Source organism: Deinococcus metallilatus, assembly GCF_004758605.1.
Lineage (GTDB): Bacteria > Deinococcota > Deinococci > Deinococcales > Deinococcaceae > Deinococcus > Deinococcus metallilatus.
Genome location: NZ_CP038512.1, coordinates 2,374,522 through 2,395,491, shown reverse-complemented (window position 1 = coordinate 2,395,491; position 20,970 = coordinate 2,374,522). Strand labels below are relative to the sequence as shown.

Here is a 20,970-nt window from a genome sequence, read left to right as displayed (position 1 = left end):
CCCCCGAACGTGCGGCGGGCGGCCCGCTTTCTCGCCTGCCCCTCTGAACTGCCCCCCCCGGAGGTTCCCGTGACCCTGAACGCCCCACCCGAGGCGTCCGCCGCCCTGTCCTCCGTGCCCCGCGACCTGACCGGGCGGGAGGTCGCCATCGACGTGCAGCAGCTCGTCAAGGGCTTCCGCAAGAAGTCCGGCGGCACGCTGCTGCGCCCCCGCTTCACCGAGAGCCGCGCCGTGGATGGCGTGACCTTCCAGGTGCGCCGGGGCGAGATTTACGGCGTCCTCGGTCCCAACGGCAGCGGCAAGAGCACCCTGATCCGCGCGATGAGTACCCTCCTGATCCCTGACGCGGGCCGTGTGACCATCTTCGGGCTGGACGTGGTGTGTGACGAGGCGCAGGTGCGGCGGCTCCTCAACCGCGTGTCGGTGGACGCCGCCTTCTACAAGAAGCTCTCGCCGCGCGAGAACCTGCTCTATTCCGCGCAGCTCTACGGCCTCGACCGGCACGTCGCGGAAGAACGCGCCCTGAGCACGCTGAAGCGCCTCGGTCTGAAGGAGAAAGCCTTTTACGAGCCACTGGAGGAGATGAGCCGGGGGATGCAGCAGAAAGTCGCCATCGCCCGCGCCTTCCTGACCAGTCCGGTCGTCGTGCTGCTGGACGAACCCACCACCGGCCTCGACCCCAAGAGCCGCCGCGACGTGCAGGAATTCGTGCTGGAACTCCGCGACGTTCACGACGCCACCATCATCCTGACCACCCACGACATGCCGGAAGCCGAGCGGCTGTGCGACCGCATCGCCTTTATCTCCGGCGGCAAATTCGTGGCCGAGGGCACCCCGGACGAGCTGCGCGCCCTCGCCGGGCCGGGCAAGAGCCTGGAAGACGCCTTTATCGAACTGACCGGCGAGGACCTGGCCGAGAAAGGCGAGGAGGAGACATGAGCGCCCCCGTCACGCCCCCCACTCCCGCGCCCGACCCGGCGCGCACGACGCCCGGCACGTTCGCGCACCAGATTCGCGCCGCCTGGGCCTTCGTGTTCCGCGATTTCCACCTCACCCGGCGCTACTGGTCGTGGGTGCTGGTCTTTACCTTCTACGACATGGTAACGGCGGCCAGCATCATGCTGATCGGCGTGGCGGCGCACAACCCCCGCCTGACCCTCACGCTGCTGCTGGGGGCGGTGATGTGGTCCTTCCTGGGCCGCCTCTTCGGGGAGATCGCCAACAGCATCAGCTACGAACGCTGGGAAGGCACCATCGAGTACACCTTCATGGCCCCGGTCAGCCGCCTGACGCATCTGGTCGGCGTGAGCCTCTTTGCGGGCGCCTACGCCCTGCTGCGCGGCGTGCTGGTGTTCCTGTTCATGAGCCTGTTCGTGGACATCGGGGCCAGCTTCGTGCAGGTGCTGGAGTGTCTGGTGGTGTTCGTGGTCGCCAGCCTGGGCTTCATGGGCATCGGCCTGATGGCGGCGGTGCTGCCCGTGATGAGCACCGAGAACGGCGCGCAGGCCACCAACATCATCCAGGCGGTGTTCCTGCTGATCTCCGGCGTGTACTACCCGGTCAGCGTGCTGCCCGCCTGGCTCCAGCCCATCAGCGCCCTGTCGCCCGCCACCTACGCCCTGAACGCCTGCCGCAAGATTCTGGGCGTAAACGGGACCGGGACGGTCATCCAGCCCGGCGTGACGCTGGCGGGCGTGCTGCCCGAACTGGGCATCCTGTTGCTGTTCGGCCTGGTCACCATTCCGCTGGGCCTGTTCGTGTTCGGGCGGGCCGAAACCTGGGCCAAACGCACTGGGAAGCTGAAGCGGGCGGGGTAGCGCGGCGCAGAGGGCTGCTGTGTTGTGGTCGGACCGTCTAACGGTCAGGGCGGTTAGACGGTCTGACCGTTAGACCTTTAGACGGCGGCCCTGGCCGCCCTACAATCCCCCCATGTTCACCCGCGCCGATCTGGAGGCGCGCGAGGCCGCCACGCTCGCGCCCTACGCGACCCTGAGCCGCGACTCGCGCGGGCGGGAGTACCCGGAACCCGAGAGCGAGACGCGCACCGCTTTCCAGAAGGACCGCGACCGCATCCTGCACACCACCGCGTTCCGGCGGCTGGAGAGCAAGACGCAGGTGTTCCTGAACGTGCCCTTCGGCCGGGGGCAGGGGGACCACTACCGCACCCGCCTGACCCACACGCTGGAGGTGCAGCAGGTCGCCCGCTCGGTCGCGCTGATGCTGGGCCTGAACGAGACGCTGGCCGAGGCGATTGCCCTCGCGCACGATCTCGGGCACCCGCCCTTCGGCCACGCGGGCGAGCGGGTGCTGGACGCGCTGATGGCGGAATACGGTGGCTTCAACCACAACACCCAGGCGCGGCGCATCGTGACCCGGCTGGAGGACCGCTATCCGGGCTTTCCCGGCCTGAACCTTACGCTCGACACCCTCGACGGGCTGAACAAGCACGACCGCGCGGGGCTGGGGCCACCCGGCCTGGAAGCGCAACTCGTGGACGCCGCCGACGCGCTGGCCTACACCGCCCACGACCTCGACGACGGGCTGCGGAGCGGGCTGCTGACGCCGGAGGGGCTGGAGGCGTTGCCGCTGTGGCAGGAATTGCTCTCAAGGGTGCCGGTGCAGTCGCCGCACCTGACCGAACGCGACCGGCGCGTGCTGCACCGCGAGCTGCTGGGCTGGCTGATTCAGGACCTGACCGCCGCCAGCGATAGCGCCATTCGCGCGAGCGGCGTGACCTGTGCGGCGCAGGTCCGCGCGCAGCCGGAGCGCCTGATCACCTACAGCGCCCCCATGCGCGAGCTGCTGGCGGAAACGGGCGTCTTCCTGCGCGAGAACCTTTACCGGCACTGGCGCGTGGAGATGCAGGTGGAGCAGGGCACCCGCCTGCTGAACACCCTGTTCACGGCCTTTCTGGCCCGGCCCTCCATGCTGCCCCCCGCCGTGCGCGCCCGCGCCGAGGTGGACGGCCTGCCCCGCGCCGTCTGCGACTTCATCGCCGGGATGACCGACCGTTACGCCGGGGAGATGTACGCGGCACTGGTGCCGCCCGCGCCGACACTCTGACCCCCGGCCTCATCTGCACAACGGTTGATCAGGGTCTGGACAGCGGTTGTGCATTCGGAGGGCACCTGTTCATCCGGCTTCAAAAGCACAAGACTGCTCCTGAGCCTGGTCGCGCCTGGCGTCCCCTCCCGAGCCGGGGTGCCCGGGGCGCGTCCGTCAACCGCCCGCTCAGGGCAATGGAGGTGCAGCATTCAGCGTCCGTTTCCTCCCGCCGCGCTCACCGGCCTTGCCTGGAGGGGTGAAGTGATGGGTCTACCGACAGCCGCCGGGAGTGGGTCAACGGTCGTCGGGGCAGGCGTGCGCCGCGCCGGGTGCTGTTCCCTGACGGCCTGCGCTGCCTCCGCCGGAGTGGCGGTGAGGCCGTGACCCGGCCCCGGGTGCTGTGGGTGGCGACCGCCGCGCGGGGCGGCATCGCCGGGTACGTCGAGGCATTGGCGGCCACCCCGCTCTTCACGCGCTGGCGGGTCGAGCGGCTCGTCACCCATGACGACGGCCCGGCGCGGCGTCGCCTGACCCTCTTTGCTTCCGGCACGGCCCGCTTCGTGTGGCGTTGTCTGACGGCCCGCCCGCAGATCGTTCACCTGCACTCGGCGGCCTACGGCAGTTTTGCCCGCAAGGCGCTGCTGCTCTGGACGGCTGGCCTCGTCTTCCGCATTCCCACGGTGTTGCACCTGCACGCCGGGGAGTTCGCGGACTTCTATACCCGCTGTCCGCGTCCCCTGCGGCCCCTCGTGCGCGCCACCCTGACCCGTGCCGACCGGGTGGTGACCCTGTCGCCCCACCTCGCCCGCGCGGTGACGGCCATCGCGCCCGCCGCGCGGGTCACGTCCGTGCCGAACGGCGTCGCCGTGGCCCCGGCGCCGCACCGCCCGGAGGGGCCGCCCCGGGTCCTCTTCCTGGGCCTGCTGATCGAGCGCAAGAACCCTCTGGGCCTGCTGCGTGCCTGGGCGCAGATTGACCGGCCCCCCGGCGCGCGGCTGCTCCTGGCGGGGGACGGCCCGCTGCGGCCCGCGGTGGAGGCCCTCGTCAGCGAACTGGGGCTGGCAGAGAGCGTGGACCTGCTCGGCTGGGTGGACGCCGCCCGGAGCGCCCGGCTGCTGGAGGAGGCGGACGTGCTGGTGCTGCCCTCCTTTTTCGAGGGGCAGCCGCTCGCGCTGATCGAGGGGATGGCGCGCGGCGTCGCCCTGGTGTCCACGGCGGTGGGCGGGATTCCAGACCTGATCGAGGACGGGGTGAGTGGCCGCCTGGTACCGCCCGGCGACGACGCGGCCCTGGCCGCCGCGCTGGGCGCGGTGCTGAGGGACGGCGAATTGCGGACGCGGCTGGGCAACGCGGCCTATGAGCGTGCCCGGCAGGACTTCAACATCGAACACACCTGGCGGCGCCTGGACGCCCTCTACCGTGAGATCGCGCCGCAGGCCGCCCGCCTCGCCCCCGGGGAGGCGCTGTGAAGGGGGTTGGCCGGGAGGTCAGAGCGACTCGCGCAGGATCAGCTCCGTGGGCAGGCCGGTGAAGCCGCCCTCCTTCTCCGGCCCCATCTGATCGATGAGCTGCCGGGCGAAGTCCCCGAAGTCGTAGGCGACCGTGGTGAGCACCGGATTGAGATACCGCATGATCGGTTCGAGGTTGTCGTGCCCGGCCAGGCCGAGCTGATCGCCCAGCCGCACGCCGGAATCGTCGGCGGTGAGGTGCCACATCAGTTGCCGCACCGTCATGTCGGAGTAGCCCAGGAGCGCCACGCGCTGACGGCCGCTCTTCTGGAGGGTCCGCAGCTCCGACATCAGCTCCTGAATGATGCCGTCCAGCCCCAGGCGCGGGCGACGTTCCAGGGCGCCGGGCGTCTGGGCCAGGGCCTCCAGCAACCCCGCCGCGGCGAACATGCCCTGCGCGTGCAGGGTTTCCACCGCGCAGGGGAGATCCAGCTCCGGGTGCAGCCAGAGCCTCAGCCGGGGCTGGTGGCGGCTGCTGGCCAGTGCGCGCGCCACCCCCTCCAGGCGGGCGCTCGCCGCCCAGCGGTGTTCGCTGAAATACCCCAGGTGCAGCACGTCGTAGGCCTGCTCCAGGGCGCGGTGGGTCAGCCGCTCGTAGGCGTCGGTCCAGTCGGGGGCCACGCTGGGGAGGCGCCCGTGGTGCCCGATCAGCACCGCCTGCCGCCCGGCCGCGCGCAGGGCCGCCGCCTGCTGCTCGGTGCGCGGGTCTTCCCAGAGCACGACCAGGCTGGTGATGCTCGACTGCGCGATGTCGGGCAGGAGGCGGTCTTGCGGGATGGGCGTGATCACCGGATACAGGCCCCGCTCAGTCACCACCTCGGTCAGCGCGCGGATCAGCGCCGTGTGATAGGGACTCGACAGGTGGGTCATCTCGGGGCAGATCGCCACGATGGTGCTCTGCTGGGTGCGGCGGGCCTGCGCGACCGGATCGGGGGTGTAGCCCATGCGGGCCGCCTCCCGCTCGATGGCCTGAAGCACCTCGGGCCGCACCAGATGCCGGGCGTCCGGCCGGTAGGCCCGGTTGACGGTGGCGACCGAGGTTCCGGCCGCCATCGCCACCCGGTCGCGCACGGTGATGGTGTACCGCAGCTCGCTCGCGCTGGCCGTAACCCGGTCCTGCACCTCGGGATACACGTCGCCGCGCATGGCCAGGGCGGCCCGCACCTGTTCGGACGACAACCCCGCATGTTTTGCGATTCGTTCCACGTCCCGATTGGAGATGGACTTTTTCAAACCTGCCCCCGCCAGTGCAGAGCACACCTGTGTGAAGAGAGGAACGTGATCCCAGTTCAGACGCCGCAGAACGGCGGTCGGTGCGATATGAACTCCTGCCCGGCCAGTCGGGCGCAGGAAAAGCAGCTCAGCCTTCAGGGTACTTCATCCTTTCTCAAATGTGAATTATGAAATCCTCATCAACGATCAGGTCTGATCGGCTCAGTCAGCTTCACGAGGGCTTCATCAGAGTGATGCGGCGGACCTGGGCAGCCCACAGGGAAAAGGGTGACGCTGACACGCCACCCCTTTCTGGAGAACTGTGGAGGATTTCATCCGGTGGTGGGCGCCGGGGCGAACAGCCGGTCCTGCTCGGCGCGCAGGGCGGCGGCCAGCGAGCCCGCGGGCAACTCCACGTCGTCGTAGGTCAGCACCTGGTCGCGGGGAACAGGGCGGCGCAGGCGGCAGCCGACCGCCAGGCCCATCGGCAGGAGGCGCTGGGCCTGCACCACGTCCGCGTTCTCGCACTGGCCGTAGGTGTGGTAGCCGCCCAGGCCGTCGAGGACGGTTCCGGCGGGCAGATCGGTCTTGGCGGTCGCGATCACGTCCACCTGGGGCGCACCGAGCGGCTGCAAGATGGCGTCCCCGAACAGGACCACCCGCGCCGCCGAGAGCGGAACCTCGAAGTGGCACAGGTGGTAGGGCACGTAGAAGCTGTAGAGTGGCCCCTCGCCCAGCTTGTAGAGGTTGAGGTAGTGGCGCTGCTTGGGGTCGTCGTGGGCAGCGAGCACGAAGACGCCGGGGCCGGGCTTGCTGCCCACGGTGTAGTCCACCACCCCGCCCAGCCGCCGCAGTTCGTCCACGTCGTACATTTTGGTCAGTTCGTCCACGTGGCCGCTGAACTCGGTGCCGCGCATCCCGCGCCGCTCGACCCGCATCCCGGTGCCGTTCGCCACGATGGCCTGCTCGAAGGAGATCTTGGTGCCGTCCGCGAAACTGGTCACCATGTTCACGTTCTGGCCCCAGCGTTCGGCAAAGGCTTTCTGGGTGGTCGGCGTGCGGTAGGGGTCTTGCAGGCCCTTGATGTTCCCGCACACCAGCGGCGTCAGCCCGATGCTGCGCACGAAGCGGTAGAGGTTCATCTGCACGCCCGGCTGGTCGCCGTCCGCCGCCGTCAGGATCACGCCCGCCGCGTCCGCCCGGCGCTTGAGCAGCGGTCCCACCGTCGCGTCGAGTTCGGCGTTCATGGTGACCATGTGCCGCCCATGCGCGATGGCCTCCAGCGTCACCTGCGCCCCGAACTCCACGTCGCCCGTCACGTCGAGCAGGCAGTCCACCTGCTCCGAGCGGCACAGCAGCAGCGCATCGTCCGTCACGGCGGGCTGGCCCCGGCGGATGGCGTCCTCAAGCTGCGCTTGCGTCTCCACCCGCACGAAATCCGTGCGGCCCGCCTCGCTGTAGGCCCGTTCGGCGTTGGCGATGTTGCGGTTGGAGATCGCCACCAGTTCCATCCCGGGCACCGAGTTGATGATCTGGTTGGCGACGCCCCGGCCCATGAACCCGGCCCCGATCATCGCCACCCGCACCGGCCGCCCTTCCGCCTCGCGGCGGCGCAGGGCCGTATCGACCATGATCATCGCGTCACCTCCAGCGGTTCCAGCAGCGGCCAGGCCGCGTCCTTGGGCGAGATCACCGTGACGGGCAGCGGCCAGGTGAGGCCCAGCCGGGGGTCGTCGTGGCGCAGGCCGCGCTCGAAGCCGGGCGTGTACGCCTCGCCCACCTGGTAGACCACCTCCGCCCCGTCGGTGAGGGCCTGGTAGCCGTGTGCGAACAGCTCCGGCACGTACAGCGCCCGGCGGTTCTCGGCGGTGAGTTCGACCGCCACGTGTTGCAGGTACGTGGGCGAGTCCTCCCGCAGGTCCACGATCACGTCGAGGATCGCCCCGCGCGTGCAGCGCACCAGTTTGGTTTCGGCGGCGGGCGGGAGCTGGTAGTGCATCCCGCGCAGCGTTCCGGCCCGGTGGTTGTAACTGAGATTCGCCTGCACCACGTCCGGCTTCAGCCCGTGCGCGGCGAATTCCTCCCGGCAGAAGGTGCGCGCGAAGCCCCCCCGGTCGTCCTCGCGGACCTCCAGGTCGAGGATGAAGGCCCCCGGCAGCTTCGTCTCGGTGAAGATCATGCGGGCTCCCCTTCCAGAACGGGCGCCGACGCCGCCGGGGCCTGCCAGTAGAAGTCGCGGTCGATCTGCCCGGTGTGCAGCAGGTATTCCAGTTGCTTGAGCCGGGTGTAGCCCCGCCACTCGAAGTCGGAAGCCCGGAGGTCGATCCGCTCGAACAGGGCGGCGAGCTGCTGCGCCCCCCGGCGCGCGTCCCAGGCGCAGCGGAAGTTCGGCAGCGCCGCATGAATCTTGTCGAAGTTCACCCGGTAACTGCGGTTGTCCGCGCCATTCTCCCCGAAGGACAGGCGGCAGCCGGGGAAGGCCTCGGCCACGATCTCCGCGATCTCGCGCACCCGGTAGTTCTGCGCGGTGCTGCCCACGTTGAAGGCCTGGTTGTGGACCGCCTCGCGCGGCGCCTCCAGCACCTCGATGATCGCCTGCCCGATGTCCAGCGCGTGGACCAGCGGCCGCCAGGGGGTGCCGTCGGAGGTCATGCGAATCTCGCCGGTCGTGCGTGCCAGCCCGCTGAGGTTGTTGAGCACGATGTCGAAGCGCATGCGCGGCGAGGCCCCGAAGGCCGTGGCGTTGCGGAGGTAGGTGGGGGAGAAGCGGCCATCCGCCATCTCCCGCAGATCCCGCTCGACCAGCACCTTGCACTCCGCGTAGGCGGTCTGGGGATTGACCGGCGAGGTTTCGTCCACGAAGTCGGCCCCGCCCACCCCGTACACGCTGCACGACGACATGTAGACGAAGCGGGAGACGCCCGCCGCCCTGGCGAGCTGCGCCAGCCGCACCGACCCCGCGTGGTTGATGTCGTAGGTGATGTTGGGGAGCAGTTGCCCCAGGGGATCGTTCGACAGCTCGGCCATGTGGACCACGGCCTCCACGCCTTCCAGGTCGGCGGCGGTGATGTGCCGCAGGTCCTTGTTGAGCGTCAGCGCGGTGGTGTCGGTGCCCGCGTACAGCCAGCCCGCCTTGTAGTAGCCGGTATCGACCGCCAGGACGGTGTGGCCCCGGCGCAGCAGTTCGGGGGCGAGCAGGGAGCCGAGATAGCCCTCGGTGCCGGTGACGAGAATCTTCATGCCAGGACTCCTTGTGGGGCGGGACCGGGGCCGCGGGAGGGGGCGGGCGTCAGGTGGGCGGGGGCCTGCACCCGCGCCGCGATGGTGCGTCCGATCTCCAGGGACGAGGTGGCGGCGGGCGAGGGGGCGTTACAGACGTGCAGGGCGGCGGGGGCGTCGATCAGCAGGAAGTCGTCCACCAGGCGGCCATCGGGTGTCAGGGCCTGTGCCCGCACCCCGGCCTCGCTGGGGATCACGTCCTCGGCCGTGACCTCGGGAATCAGGGTCTGGAGGCTGCGGACAAAGGCGGCCTTGGACAGCGAGCGCCACATCTCCCGCGCGCCCTCCCCCAGATTGCGCCGGGCGAGGTTCAGGAAGCCCGAATAGGTCAGCGCCTCGCCCAGGTCGCGCAGGTTCACGTCCCACTTGTGGTAGCCCTCGCGCGCAAAGGCCAGCACGGCGTTCGGCCCGGCGTGGACCGAGCCGTCGATCATCCGGGTGAAGTGCACGCCCAGGAAGGGGAAATCCGGGTTGGGCACCGGGTAGATCAGGTTCTTGACGAGCGAGCGGCGCTCGGGGCGCAGTTCGTAATACTCGCCGCGGAAGGGCACGATCTGGCTGCCGGGGTCCGATCCCGCCTGCCGGGCCAGCCGGTCACTGTACAGCCCCGCGCAGTTGATCACGTAGTGGGCGGCGAAGGGTCCGGCGCTCGTCTCGATGCGGTAGCCCCGCGCGTCGGGCTGGAAGGACTCCACCCGCGTCCCCAGGCGAATCTCCCCGCCGCGCTCCTGCACCAGCCGGGCCAGGGTGAGGCAGACCTGGGTATAGTCGGCAATCCCGGTGCTCGGCACGTGCAGGCCCGCCAGCGCCGCGACGTGCGGCTCGATCTCGCGCACCTCCTCGGCCGCGAGGGCGCGCACCGGCAGGCCGTGTTCCCCGGCACGCTGCCGCAGCCGCTCCAGGCCGGGCAGTTCCTCCGGGCGGGTCGCCACGATCACCTTGCCGCAGCGTTCGTAGGGCAGGCCGTGTTCCTCGCAGAATTCGGCCATGCTGACGTTCCCGGCTTGACAGAGCCGCGCCTTGAGGCTGCCGGGCGCGTAGTAGATGCCGCTGTGGATCACGCCGGAGTTGCGGCCGGTCTGGTGCTGCGCCAGGGCTTCTTCCTTTTCCAGCAGCAGGATCAGGGCGTCCGGATAACGCTCACCGAGCGCAGAGGCGGTGGCGAGGCCCACGATGCCGCCGCCGATGATCGCGAAGTCGTGTCTCACGCGCTACCACGCCTTCCAGGGCGCCTTGCCGCTGCGCCAGAGGTCTTCGAGGAGGTGCTTGTCGCGCAGGGTGTCCATCGGCTGCCAGAAGCCGGGGTGACGGAAGGCGGCGAGCTGCCCGTCGTGGGCCAGGCCCCGCAGCGGCTCGGCCTCCCAGGTCGTGTGGTCGCCCTCGATGTAGTCGATCACGGCCGGTTCCAGCACGAAAAAGCCGCCGTTGATCCAGCCGCCGTCGCCGTCGGGCTTCTCCTGAAAGGCGGTGACGGTCCCGCCGTCCTCCATGCTCACGGCCCCGAATCGCCCCGGGGGCTGCATCACCGTCATGGTAGCGAGCTTGCCGTGCTGGCGGTGGAAGTCGATGGTCCGGGTGATGTCCACGTTGCCGACGCCGTCACCGTAGGTAAAGCAGAAGGTTTCGTCCCCGAGATACTGCCGCACCCGCTTGAGCCGCCCGCCGGTCAGGGTGTCCTCGCCGGTGTCGACCAGCGTGACGCGCCAGGGTTCGGCGTGGTTGCACAGGTAGGCCGCGTCGCGCGTGCGCATGTCGAAGGTCACGTCGGACATGTGCAGGAAGTAGTTGGCGAAGTACTCCTTGATCATGTACTGCTTGTAGCCGCACAGGATCACGAACTCGTTGATGCCGTGGGCGGAGTAGATCTTCATGATGTGCCACAGCACCGGCCGCCCCCCGATCTCGATCATCGGTTTGGGACGAATGGTGCTCTCTTCGCTGATGCGGGTGCCCAGGCCCCCGGCGAGAATGACGGCTTTCATGCCGGGCCCCCCGGCTGGCGGTCAAACGGAGATCGGGACATCGTCTGGCTCCTTTGTTCTGTGGTATCGGCGGAAAGTGAAGGGCGGTCACCGACGCTGACGCGCCGCCGAGGGCCGGAGGGCTCGCCTCCCCGGACCTGAAGCGCGGCCAGGTCATCCGTCTCTCATGGCCGCATCTTGCCTCACCGCATTTCTGAGCAACGGCTGATCACTTGGCGCTCCTGAGCATCATGGGAGCACCCCACGCGGGGGAAGGAGCCTGCATGTCGAGAACCCGGATGGTCATGTTTGCGGTCCCTCGGGATACCGGGGGGGTGGGCTTCACAGCGGCGGCCCTGCCGGGCAAGGTGGACGGCAGGCGGCTGTGCCCCGGCACCGTGACCCCCTGCCGTCTCCCGCCCCGCCGCCCCGATGTCTTCCGCCCCGCCGCGCGGTCCCTGCGGCCCGCCCCAGCGCCCTCTCACCGCTCCCAGGAGGACCTCCATGCCCCCGATGAACGATGACATCGATCTCTCGCGCCCGCTGCGCGCCCTGAAGCGTTTCGCGTGGTTGGTGCTGCTGCTGGCCGTGGCTGCCGGGGCCGTGACCTATCTGCTGTTCAGTCGGCAGACGCCGGTGTACCGGGCCGACACCATGATCCTGTCGTCGGGCAGCCAGACCGGCAACTCGAAGGTCAACGACACGCTGGTGAGCGCCCCGCCGCTCCCCACCGGGGCGGTCGAGGGGGCGCTGCAAAGCGCGAACGTGCAGGGCGCGGTGCGGCGGCGCCTGGGCGAGATCCCCGAGCTGAGCGCGGCGGAGCGCAGCGCCCTCTCCGACCGGATGGCCCAGGCCATCGCCAGCGGCAAGGGCGGCATCCTGAAGATCTCCGGCCAGACGGACGTGTACGGCAACGGCACCTATGTGCTCAGCGCCTTTGACCAGAACCCGGTGGTCGCCGCGCGGCTGGCGAACCTGGCCGCCCAGGCGCTGATCGACTGGGACACCCAGCGCGGCCTGGTCAAGGTGAACGCCGCCCGCGACTCGCTCCGCACCCAGTTGGCGGACCTGGAGCGGCGCCTGGAGCAGACGGGTCCGGTGGTCGGCACGCCGTCCAGGCTGCAACAGACGCTGCTGACCCAGCGCGCGGCCCGCCTGGACGACCTGAACAACCTGCTCGCGCTGCAACAGGCGGTGGTGGGTTCGCTCACCAACGTGGCCCCCGCGCCGGTGCCGCTCAAGCCGGTTTCGCCCAAGCCGCTGCGTGACGCCGTGCTGGTCGGCGCCTTCGTCCTGCTGCTGCTGAGCACGCTGCTGGTGATCTGGGCCTCGGTCAACCGCATGGTGACCTCCGACGCCGACCTGAAGCTGCTGAACCTGCGCCTGCTGGGCGAGGTGCCGCGCATCCGGCTGCGCCAGGGGCAGTCGCTGCTGGTGGCGCTGCGCCAGGGCCGCTGGGCCGACAGCGTCTCCTTCCTGGCCGCCGGGGTCAAGAGTGTCCTGCCCCGGGGCGACAAGCGCCCGCCGGTCCTGCTCGTCACCTCGCTCTTCGGCGGCGACGGCAAGTCGAACATCAGCGCCGCCCTGGCCGACGCGAGTGCGGCCAGTGGCGACCGGGTCCTCCTGATCGAGGCCGACCTGCGCCGTCCCACCCAGGGCACCATCTGGCAGACCACCGCCCCCATCGAGTGGGTGGACCTGCCGGGGGCCGTGCCATTCCCGGGGGAAGAAAGCCGCGACCTGATGGCGGCCCTGGCACGGCCGGTCACCGCGCAGGCCCGCAGGCTGCGCGACAACCTGCACCTGCTCTCCTCCGTGCCCAACCTGCATTCCCAGTCGCAGCCGCACGTCCCGGCGGAGCAGTTCCGCCAGGCCGTGGCCCAGTGGGGCGCCGGGTACGACCTGATCGTGGTGGACTGCCCGCCCGCCCTGGCGGTGGCGGACCCCATCGTCCTCGCCCCCCACGCGGCCGGTGTGTTGCTGGTGCTGGAAGCCGGACGCGCCTCGGTGGGCAGCGTGCAGCGCCTGCTCGACGCCCTGCTGCTGGTCAACGCGAACGTGCTGGGCGTGGCGCTGAACAAGGTCAACCCCCGCGAACAGGTGGCGCGCTACGGCTACGGGTACGGCCGCAACACTGTCCCCACCGCCGTCCCCCGGCCCGAGTCGAGGGCGGTGTGAGCCTCGCCCTCCGCCCGCCGCGCTGGCCCCTGGCCGCTGAGCCGGGGACCGGCAGGCCCACCTGCCCGCGCGCCTCCCTCGGCGCGGGAGGGTAGGCCGCATGGTCGGGCGTGGGGCGGGCCGCCGCACCTTTTTGAGCAATCTGGTGGCCCTGTACGGGGTCCACGCGGCGACGTACGTGCTGCCCCTCCTCACCACGCCCTTCCTGGCCCGCATGCTGGGTCCGGCGGCGCTGGGCCTGCTGGTCTTCGCGCAGGCGTTCGGCGGCCTGCTGGGCATGCTGGTGCAGTACGGCTTCGACTTCTCCGCCAACCGCGAGGTCGCCCGTGTCCGCGACGACCCGGCGCGGCTGGCGGACGTGCTGGCGGACGTGCTGAGTGCCCGGCTGCTGCTGGCGGTGCTGGCCGCGTGTCTCGCCCTGATCGCCTCGGCGTTCGTGCCGATGCTGCACGCCCACCCCGCCCTGCTGTGGGCCAGCGTGTTCTGGGCGCTCGCGCAGGCGTCGAACATGATGTGGTACTTCGTGGGGATGGAGCGCGCCGCCGTCGCCTCCACGCTGGACGTGGCCACCAAGGCGCTCGCGACGGTCGGAATCTTTGCCCTGGTGCGTGGCCCCGCCGACGCCTGGTGGGTGCCCGTTCTGAACGGCGGCGCGGCGCTGCTGTCGAGCGCGCTGGCCCTCAGGATCGCGCACCGGGACGTGCCGATGCTGCGACCCAGCCCGGGCCGCGCCTTCGCGGCGCTGAAGTCGGGATGGAGCATGTTCCTGTTCTCGGCGGCGACGAGCATCTCGGCCACCGGCAGTGCCTTTTTGCTGGGCCTCTTCGTGGAGCCGCGCCTGCTGGGCTACTACAACGGGGCCGACCGCATCGCGCGGGCTTTCCAGGGCGTGCTGCAACCGCTCAACCGCGCGCTGTACCCGCGCTTCAACCGCGCCGCGCACAGCAGCCTGGCCGAGGTGCGCGCGCTCCTGCCGACCGGACTGCGCCTGCTGGGCGGCATTGGCCTGCTGCTGTGCCTGATGGTCGCGTTGGGCGCGCCGCTGTGGGTCAGGGTGCTGCTGGGGCCGGAATTCGCCCCCGCCGTGCCCATCCTGCGGGTCCTGGCGCTGCTGCCGCTGGTGGTTTCGATCAATCTGGTGCTGGGCATCCTGTGGTTGCTGCCGCTCGGGCTCGACCGCGCCTTTAACACCGTGGTGATCGGCGGGACGCTGCTGAACGCGCTCCTGATCGTGCTGCTGGTGCCCACGCACGGCCTGCTGGGGATGGCGAGCGCGGTCGTGCTGGGGGAAAGCGCCGTCTTTGTGGGCCTGCTGGTGGTCTGCCGTCCCACCCTGCGCGGTAGGCCGGAAAAGGAGGTGGAGCGTGCATCTGTCACGCCGTAAAGTTGACTTCTGGCTGCACGTGGGCCTTTTCGGCCTGTATCTCGGTACGCTGTCCGTGTTCGGGATGGCCCGGCGTCTGGACAGCAGCGTGGGCAACGCCGCGCTGTTCGGCCTGCTGGTGCTGACCGCCGTGCTCCTGGCCTACACCGCGCTGCGGACGCGGCGGGTGCCGCTGTTCGGCCTGGTGCTGCTGGGGCTGCTGCCCTACCTGCATTACCTGGTCTTTCTCGTCACCGGTTCTTCCACGGACGGGGCGTACATCTACCTGTACAAGTTCAGTGGATTCCTGCTCGCGCCCTTCTTGTGGTTGTGGGCACGCACCCACGACGACGGGCAGGTCGGGCGGGTCCTGACGCTGCTGGCGCTGATCACCGCGCTGCGGGCGCTGCTCGCCTTCGCCCTGCCGGGCCTGCACCCCGGCGCGGGGGGCACGCACGCGGCCGCGTTCGCGGACGACTTCGGCATCTACGAGCGGATCGGCGGGCTGGCGCGGGTGTTCTATCCCGGGATCGCGCTGATCTTTCTGGGGCTGCTGATGGCGCTCGAAAATCTCCTCTCCGGCCGGAGCCGCTGGGTGTGGCCCGAGGTGGGCAAGATCCTGCTGTTCGTGGCGGCGCTGCTCGTCACGCTGTCGCGCGGCACCGTGATCTTTGCGGCGCTCCTGATCACGCTGTACGTCCTGGTGCGGCTCTTGCAGGTGCGCGCGGCGGGGTGGCGTCTGGCCCGGCTGGCGGTGGGCGGCCTGATCGCCATCAACGCCCTCGCCCTGGCGTTCTCCTTCTCGTCGCTCGGCGCGTCCCTGGACACGTCCCTGACGGGCCTGGAACACTCCGACCGCCTCAGCCTCGACCGCCACAACATCGACTGGCGCGAGCGGCAGGTCAATCTCGCCTTTACCCTGGTGGACACCGAGGAGGAGCGGCTCTTCGGGGTGGGCACGCATACTCTCATTCCGAGCAATCCCGACCTGCTCACCGGGTCCACGAACGATCTGCACTATTCGTACCACTCGATCCTGTGGACCTTCGGCTACCTCGGCCTGGCGCTGCTGGTGGTCTTCGGCATCGTGCAGCCGCTGCTGAGCGCCGTGTGGGCCCGGGGGCGCTGGGTGCTGCCGTTCGCCTTCACGACCCTGTTCATCGCGCTCGTGGGGGCCTACACCATCGTCTTCACCTCCCCCGACTGGAACTTCATGCTGGGCCTGTGTGCGGCGTACCTGAACGCGCGCGCCTGGGGCTTCCAGCGGGCCTCCTTCCCCCGGTCGCCGGAACTCCAACTGACGTGACCTCCCGCAAGACGTGATCTCCCCAGAAAGGCAGGGTATGAACAGTTCTCCTCCAAGTCCGCGCGTCGCCATCATCGTGATCAATTACAACGGCTGGCGCCTCACCGACGCCTGCCTGACCTCGCTGCGCGACCTGGCGTACCCGAATGCCCGGGTGCTGGTGGTCGACAACGGCTCCACCGACGACTCGCTGGCCCGCCTGCGGGAACGCTGGCCGGACCTCGAACTGATCGAGATCGCGCACAACGTGGGCTTCACGGCCGCCAACAACGTCGGCGCGCGGCGGGCGCTGCAAGGTGAGGCCGAGTTCCTGTGGTTCCTCAACAACGATACGGTCGTCGATCCCCACGCGCTGAGCGAACTGGTGACCACCCTGGAGGCGGACGCGCGCCGGGGGGCCGCCGCCTCGGTGCTCTACGACATGCAGGCCCCCGAGCGGGTGCAGGCCTGGGGGGGCGGGTTCGTGCGCCTGTGGCACGGGGACGCGGACGGCCACTTCGGCCCGGTGCCCGAGGAGCGGCTGCACTTTCTGATCGGCACCAGTTGCCTGGTTCGCCGCGCGGCCATCGAGGCGGTGGGGCTGCTCGACGAACGCTTTTTCATGTACTGGGAGGACGCCGACTTCTGCTTTCGCCTGCGGGCCGCCGGGTGGCGTCTGGCGGTCGCGGACGGGTCGCGGGTGTGGCACGTGGGCAGCGCCAGCATGGGCGACAACAACTCCCGCACCCACAAGAGCGAGACGTTCGAGTTGCAGTTCACCAAGAGTGCGGTGCGCTTTTTCCGCAAACACGCGCCGGTGCCGCTGGTGCCGTTGCTGGCCGGGCCGGGCTTTTATCTGGTCAAGCGGGTGCTGCGCGGCCAGTGGGCGCGGGCCAGGGCGGTGGCGCGCGGAGCCTGGCTGGGGCTGCGCCGCTCGGGAGCGCCGACGTGACCGCGCCTGACATGACGGCGCCCGCCCGGCCGGGGCCGAACCCTGGACCCAGCCGCATGCGGCGGGCGCTCTACGTCAGTATCCAGGACAGCAGCGACAGGCGGAGCTGGTCGGGGACGTCCTTCCGGATGCGCGAGTGCCTGAAGGAAGCGGGCTACACGGTGGAGTGTGTGGACGCCCTGACGACCTTCACGTCGCCTGCCACGCGGGCCAAGGCGATCTGGAGCCGGATGGTCGGCAAGAAGTACGTGCGGGACCGCACTCCCTTCACCCTGCGGCGGTATGCCCGGCAGATCGAGCGGCGGGCCGCCTCGCTCCAGTACGATTTCGTGTTCAGTTCGGGGAGCATGCCCATCGCGCTGCTGCGGGAGCGCAAGCCCATCGTCTGCTGGGGCGACGCCACCTTCGGGGCCTTGCTGAACTTCTATGAGGGCCTCAGCGGCCTCAGCCGCGAATCCGAGGCGCTGGGCCACCGCCTGGAAGCCCTGGCGCTGCGCCGGGCGGCGGCCGTGATCTATGCGTCCGAGTGGGCGGCGCAGTCCGCCGTCACCCTCTACGGCATTGACCCGGCCAAGGTCCATGTGGTGCCGTTCGGCGCCAACGTCGATGTGCAGTGGTCGGACGCGGAGCTGGAGGGGCTGATCGCCCAACGGCTCGCGGACGGGGCGGTGAAGCTGCTGTTTATCGGGGTGGAGTGGGACCGCAAGGGCGGCCCGGTGGTGCTGGAGGTGGCGCGTCTCCTTCAGGAGGCGGGGGTGCCCTGCGAACTGCATGTGGCCGGGGTCACGCCGCCCGGTCCCCTCCCGGCCTTCGTGAAGCTCCACGGCTTCCTGAACAAAAACACGCCGGAGGGCATAGAGCGGCTGAGCACGCTGCTGCGGGAGAGCCACTTTTTCCTGATGCCATCGCAGGCGGAATGCTTTGGCATCGTGTTCGCGGAGGCCAGTGCGTACGCGCTGCCCTCGGTGGGGACGCGGGTGGGCGGGATTCCCAGCGCTGTCACCCCCGGCGTGAACGGCCTGCTGTTCGACCCGGGCACGCCCCCCGCCGAGATTGCCCAGGCACTGCTCGACCTGTGGCGTCACCCGGCGGCCTACGCGGCGCTGTGCCGTTCGGCGTATCAGGAATACACCCGGCGCCTCAACTGGCACGCGGCGGGTCAGGCGCTGCGCCGCATCATCGAGGGGCTGACCCCGCCTGGCCAGGGCGCCTGAAGCTCTGAAACAAAGCGTCGAACCCCGGCGCCAGGGCCGGGATTCGACGGAGTTCGCTGGAGGTCAGCGGCAGTCGTTGCGGACACCGGTGCCGGTGTTGCCCGAGCACTGGGCCACCGTGCCCTGATAGGGCAGCGGCTCGGCCACGGTGTCGAAGTTGTTGCTGAGAATCTTGACGCCCGTGCTGTCGGAGGGGTTCAGCCACGCCCCGGCCTTCCCGTTGCGGAAGGCGTTGCCCTGCATGGTCACGTTGTCGGTGCTGCCATAGGTCAGCACGCAGATGTCGCTGAAGGCCTCGAAGGAGTTGTTCTCCAGCACAGTGCCGTTCCCCCGCTCGATGTTCACGCACCGCTGCATGTTGCGCTGGCCGCTGCTGCTGAGGAACTTGTTCCCGCGCACCATGGTGGCGTCGGTGGTGCCCACCAGCAGGGCGGTCGGGTAGTCGCTGACGGTGTTGTTCTCGACCGTCACGCCGCCGGTCTGCGGCACGCTGGTGGAGTAGCTGCTCAGCACGATCCCGGTGCCGCCGGAGCTGGGGTTGCCGTACACGTTGTTCCCGCTCACCCGGCCTCCGGCCACGCCTTGCAGGAGCAGCCCGCCCGAGCCGTCACTCTTCCAGTGCTTGAAGTTGCGGACGGTGTTGTTCTCGATCACGCCGTTCTTCACCGTCTGCCCGCTGCCGCCCTGGTCCGGGGGCAGGAACATGATCTTGATGCCGTCCTTGCCGAAGGTGTCAATCGTGTTGCCCCGGTAGGTCACGTTGCTCGCGCCCTCGGTCTTGGTGGCGGTGTCCCAGGAGTTGAGGATGGTGTTGTTCTCGAAGAGCAGGGTGTCCCCGTTCTGGGCGAACATGCTGATGCCAGCCGTGTCGTTGGCGCTGGTGGCCTTCGGGTCCGCGCCGCCGTCCACCGTGTTCCCGGTGAAGGTCGCGTTCTTGCAGCGGGCGCAGCCGATGCCGTGGGCCAGGTAACGGTTCACCTTACTGTTCTTGACCGTGTAGCCGGTCACGTCCTCAGCGTTGATCGCCACCGACTGGATATCCTGCGTCTCGACGCTGTCCACCGTGATGCCGGAGCCGCCCAAAAAGGCCAGGCCATCCATCCGCTTGGACCAGGGATCGACGTTCCAACTGAAGTTGCCCTGGAGCTTCAGCCCCCTGACCGTAACGTTCGAGGCGTTGTACACCACCAGCATCCCGTCGTCACCGTTGCTCTGCCAGCCCGATGCCGCCTTGATGGTCGCGCCGCTGCCGGTGATGGTCTGCCCGGCGAGCCCCCTCCAGACCACCGGACGGCTGACCAGATACGTCCCCGTCGGGAAGTAGAGGCTCTTGCCCCCAGCTTTGGTCACGGCTGCGTTCAGGGCCGCCGTGTCGTCGGTCACGCCGTCGCCCTTGACGCCGAGCGTCTTCACGTCAATGGCATTGGTCGGGGCGGGAGTGGGCGTGGGGATTGGCGTCGGAGTGGGAGTCGGGGTCGGCGTGGGGGTGGGCGTCGGGGTCGGGGTAGGCGTTGGCGTGGGGGTGGGTGCGGGTGCCGCAGTCGCCGTCTTGGTCAGGGTGAAGTAGTCGAGGTAGGCGTTGCGGTCGGTGGTGGCCGAGCCGCCGTAGGCGTCGTTGGTGAAGACGATTTCCAGCTTGTCACCGCTGGCGAGAGTCACGCTGCCGCCGTCCACGGCGCTGAGGCTGCTGGAGGCGACGGTCTTGCTGCCCAGCACGGTGCCGTTCTGGCGAATTTCCAGGGTGGCGTCACCGTTGTAAGCCTGCTCGCGCGCTTGCAGGCTGAGGCGGTAGGTGCCCGCGGCAGGGGCGGTCCAGGTGACCCCGGTGCCGTTGTAGGTCATCGCCGCGACCTTCCCGCCGCTGGCCGCAGTGTCGTTCTGCGCCGCAGCACCGCCGGTCATCACGGTTTCGGCCTCGACCTTGAGGGTGTCACCAGGCGTCGGAGTGGGGGTTGGCGCCGGGGCGGTGCTGGTCGTCGCGGGATCGAGGATCAGGTGATCGACGATGGCGTTGCGGTCCTTGCCGCTGCCGCCGTAGGCGTCATTGATGAACACCACCGTGAGCACGTCGCCCGCTTTCAGGGCCAGGGTGCTGGCGTCAAAGGTGGAATAGGTGGCGGTCGAGAGTTCCACGCGGCTCTTCTCGGTGCTGCCGAGCCGCACAGACACGATGGCATTGCCGTTGTAGTTCTCCCCCCGGCCCCGCAGCCGGACGGTGTAGTTTCCGGCAGCCGTTCCGGCAGGCACCGTGAAGCGCACGGCGCTGCCGTTGGAGAGCAGGGCGATGGCCTGGCCCCCGCTGGCGTTGGAATCGTTGATGACCTTGCCCCCCGTGGGCGCGCCCGGCTCGACCACAGCCTGCGGTTGCAGGCCGCTTTCAGCCAGCACGACCGTTTCGGCCGTCTCGGCTTCCAGCGACAGGCTGGGGCTGGGCGTGGCGGTCGCCCCTGGAAGCGGCTGGGTATCCGCCGTCTTGGTCGGCTGTCCGGTACCGCAGCCAGCCAGCAACATGCCGGTCAGGAGGAGGGCAGAGGTGGAAAGAGCACGCGGATGAGATTTCACACTGCGAACCTTATCGGTATCTTAAGCAAGTGTATATAAAAAACCTCGCATCTCTTAAAATGTGCCCCATCCCATTACGGATGTGAAAAAGTCCTGCATTCCTTCTGACGTTGTCATAAAACTGTCAGAGGGAATGCACTAGGGTGGGTGCATCAGAATTTGATGACATGTGGTCAGCGCAGCTGGGAAGCGCGCTTGGGGCCTTGGGCCGCTCAGGACTTTAGGGGGGCGGACTGTGAAGAACATGAAGTTCGGGTGTGGCGTGAACTTTTCCACATGCGGCACTGAAAGATGTGCCCCGGCATGCTCTTCATCAAGAGAAAACTCTGTCTAGACCTTGTGGCGATGAGTGGTTCCATAGATCATGCGGGCCGTGTTGTTCTGGGAGTCCTGCCCGAGTTGTCCCCGTAA

General features: G+C 69.3%; 16 protein-coding genes. 9 read left to right on the top strand and 7 right to left on the bottom strand.

Annotated features, from left to right (window positions below; all coding sequences use genetic code 11):
* Positions 1–69 precede the first annotated feature (69 nt).
* The 4 genes from E5F05_RS17495 to E5F05_RS17480 all read left to right on the top strand — a co-directional run bounded on the left by E5F05_RS17495 (position 70) and on the right by E5F05_RS17480 (position 4,514).
* A complete protein-coding gene (locus E5F05_RS17495; protein WP_206733032.1) occupies positions 70–939 on the top strand; it encodes an ABC transporter ATP-binding protein in 870 nt (289 codons plus the stop codon).
* Positions 936–1,817: an ABC transporter permease gene (locus tag E5F05_RS17490; protein WP_206733031.1), complete on the top strand. Its 882-nt coding sequence runs from the start codon at positions 936–938 to the stop codon at positions 1,815–1,817. Before E5F05_RS17495 ends, E5F05_RS17490 begins: the two co-directional genes overlap by 4 nt.
* 112 nt (positions 1,818–1,929) lie before the next feature.
* Positions 1,930–3,063: a deoxyguanosinetriphosphate triphosphohydrolase gene (locus E5F05_RS17485; protein ID WP_129119928.1), complete on the top strand. Its 1,134-nt coding sequence runs from the start codon at positions 1,930–1,932 to the stop codon at positions 3,061–3,063.
* A 362-nt stretch (positions 3,064–3,425) separates the two neighbouring features.
* Entirely contained in the window at positions 3,426–4,514 is a 1,089-nt protein-coding gene (locus E5F05_RS17480) for a glycosyltransferase (protein WP_164973542.1), read from the top strand.
* 18 nt (positions 4,515–4,532) lie between these two features.
* On the opposite strand, the gene E5F05_RS17475 is transcribed toward E5F05_RS17480, so the two are convergent.
* From E5F05_RS17475 to rfbF, 6 genes are all read right to left on the bottom strand, one after another.
* Entirely contained in the window at positions 4,533–5,759 is a 1,227-nt protein-coding gene (locus tag E5F05_RS17475; RefSeq protein ID WP_129119926.1) for a LacI family DNA-binding transcriptional regulator, read from the bottom strand.
* Between the two features lie 338 nt (positions 5,760–6,097).
* A complete protein-coding gene (locus E5F05_RS17470; protein ID WP_129119925.1) occupies positions 6,098–7,402 on the bottom strand; it encodes an NAD(P)H-dependent oxidoreductase in 1,305 nt (434 codons plus the stop codon).
* Complete coding sequence (gene rfbC, locus E5F05_RS17465; protein WP_129119924.1) at positions 7,399–7,944, bottom strand: dTDP-4-dehydrorhamnose 3,5-epimerase; 546 nt, start codon at positions 7,942–7,944, stop codon at positions 7,399–7,401. Before rfbC ends, E5F05_RS17470 begins: the two co-directional genes overlap by 4 nt.
* On the bottom strand, positions 7,941–9,005 hold the full coding sequence (locus E5F05_RS17460) for an NAD-dependent epimerase/dehydratase family protein (protein ID WP_129119923.1): 1,065 nt from the start codon (positions 9,003–9,005) through the stop codon (positions 7,941–7,943). Before E5F05_RS17460 ends, rfbC begins: the two co-directional genes overlap by 4 nt.
* Entirely contained in the window at positions 9,002–10,252 is a 1,251-nt protein-coding gene (lhgO, locus tag E5F05_RS17455) for an L-2-hydroxyglutarate oxidase (protein ID WP_129119922.1), read from the bottom strand. The genes E5F05_RS17460 and lhgO overlap by 4 nt, the downstream gene beginning before the upstream one ends.
* 3 nt (positions 10,253–10,255) lie before the next feature.
* Positions 10,256–11,026, bottom strand: a complete 771-nt coding sequence (rfbF, locus tag E5F05_RS17450; protein WP_129119921.1) for a glucose-1-phosphate cytidylyltransferase — start codon at positions 11,024–11,026, stop codon at positions 10,256–10,258.
* A 483-nt stretch (positions 11,027–11,509) separates the two neighbouring features.
* Between rfbF and E5F05_RS17445 the strand changes: the two genes are divergently transcribed.
* The 5 genes from E5F05_RS17445 (at position 11,510) to E5F05_RS17425 (ending at position 17,997) form a co-directional block, all read left to right on the top strand.
* Complete coding sequence (locus tag E5F05_RS17445) at positions 11,510–13,183, top strand: nucleotide-binding protein (protein ID WP_164973541.1); 1,674 nt, start codon at positions 11,510–11,512, stop codon at positions 13,181–13,183.
* 100 nt (positions 13,184–13,283) lie between these two features.
* The gene (locus E5F05_RS17440) at positions 13,284–14,567 is read left to right on the top strand and encodes a lipopolysaccharide biosynthesis protein (protein WP_129119919.1); all 1,284 of its coding nucleotides are present in this window, start codon (positions 13,284–13,286) and stop codon (positions 14,565–14,567) included.
* On the top strand, positions 14,548–15,852 hold the full coding sequence (locus E5F05_RS17435; RefSeq protein WP_129119918.1) for a hypothetical protein: 1,305 nt from the start codon (positions 14,548–14,550) through the stop codon (positions 15,850–15,852). The genes E5F05_RS17440 and E5F05_RS17435 overlap by 20 nt, the downstream gene beginning before the upstream one ends.
* Positions 15,853–15,889: 37 nt before the next feature.
* Positions 15,890–16,783 carry a glycosyltransferase family 2 protein gene (locus E5F05_RS17430; RefSeq protein WP_129119917.1) on the top strand — a complete coding sequence of 298 codons (894 nt, stop codon included), beginning with the start codon at positions 15,890–15,892 and terminating at the stop codon, positions 16,781–16,783.
* On the top strand, positions 16,780–17,997 hold the full coding sequence (locus E5F05_RS17425; protein ID WP_129119916.1) for a glycosyltransferase family 4 protein: 1,218 nt from the start codon (positions 16,780–16,782) through the stop codon (positions 17,995–17,997). Before E5F05_RS17430 ends, E5F05_RS17425 begins: the two co-directional genes overlap by 4 nt.
* A 63-nt stretch (positions 17,998–18,060) precedes the next feature.
* On the opposite strand, the gene E5F05_RS17420 is transcribed toward E5F05_RS17425, so the two are convergent.
* Positions 18,061–20,508: a right-handed parallel beta-helix repeat-containing protein gene (locus E5F05_RS17420; protein ID WP_129119915.1), complete on the bottom strand. Its 2,448-nt coding sequence runs from the start codon at positions 20,506–20,508 to the stop codon at positions 18,061–18,063.
* Between the last annotated feature and the right edge of the window lie 462 nt (positions 20,509–20,970).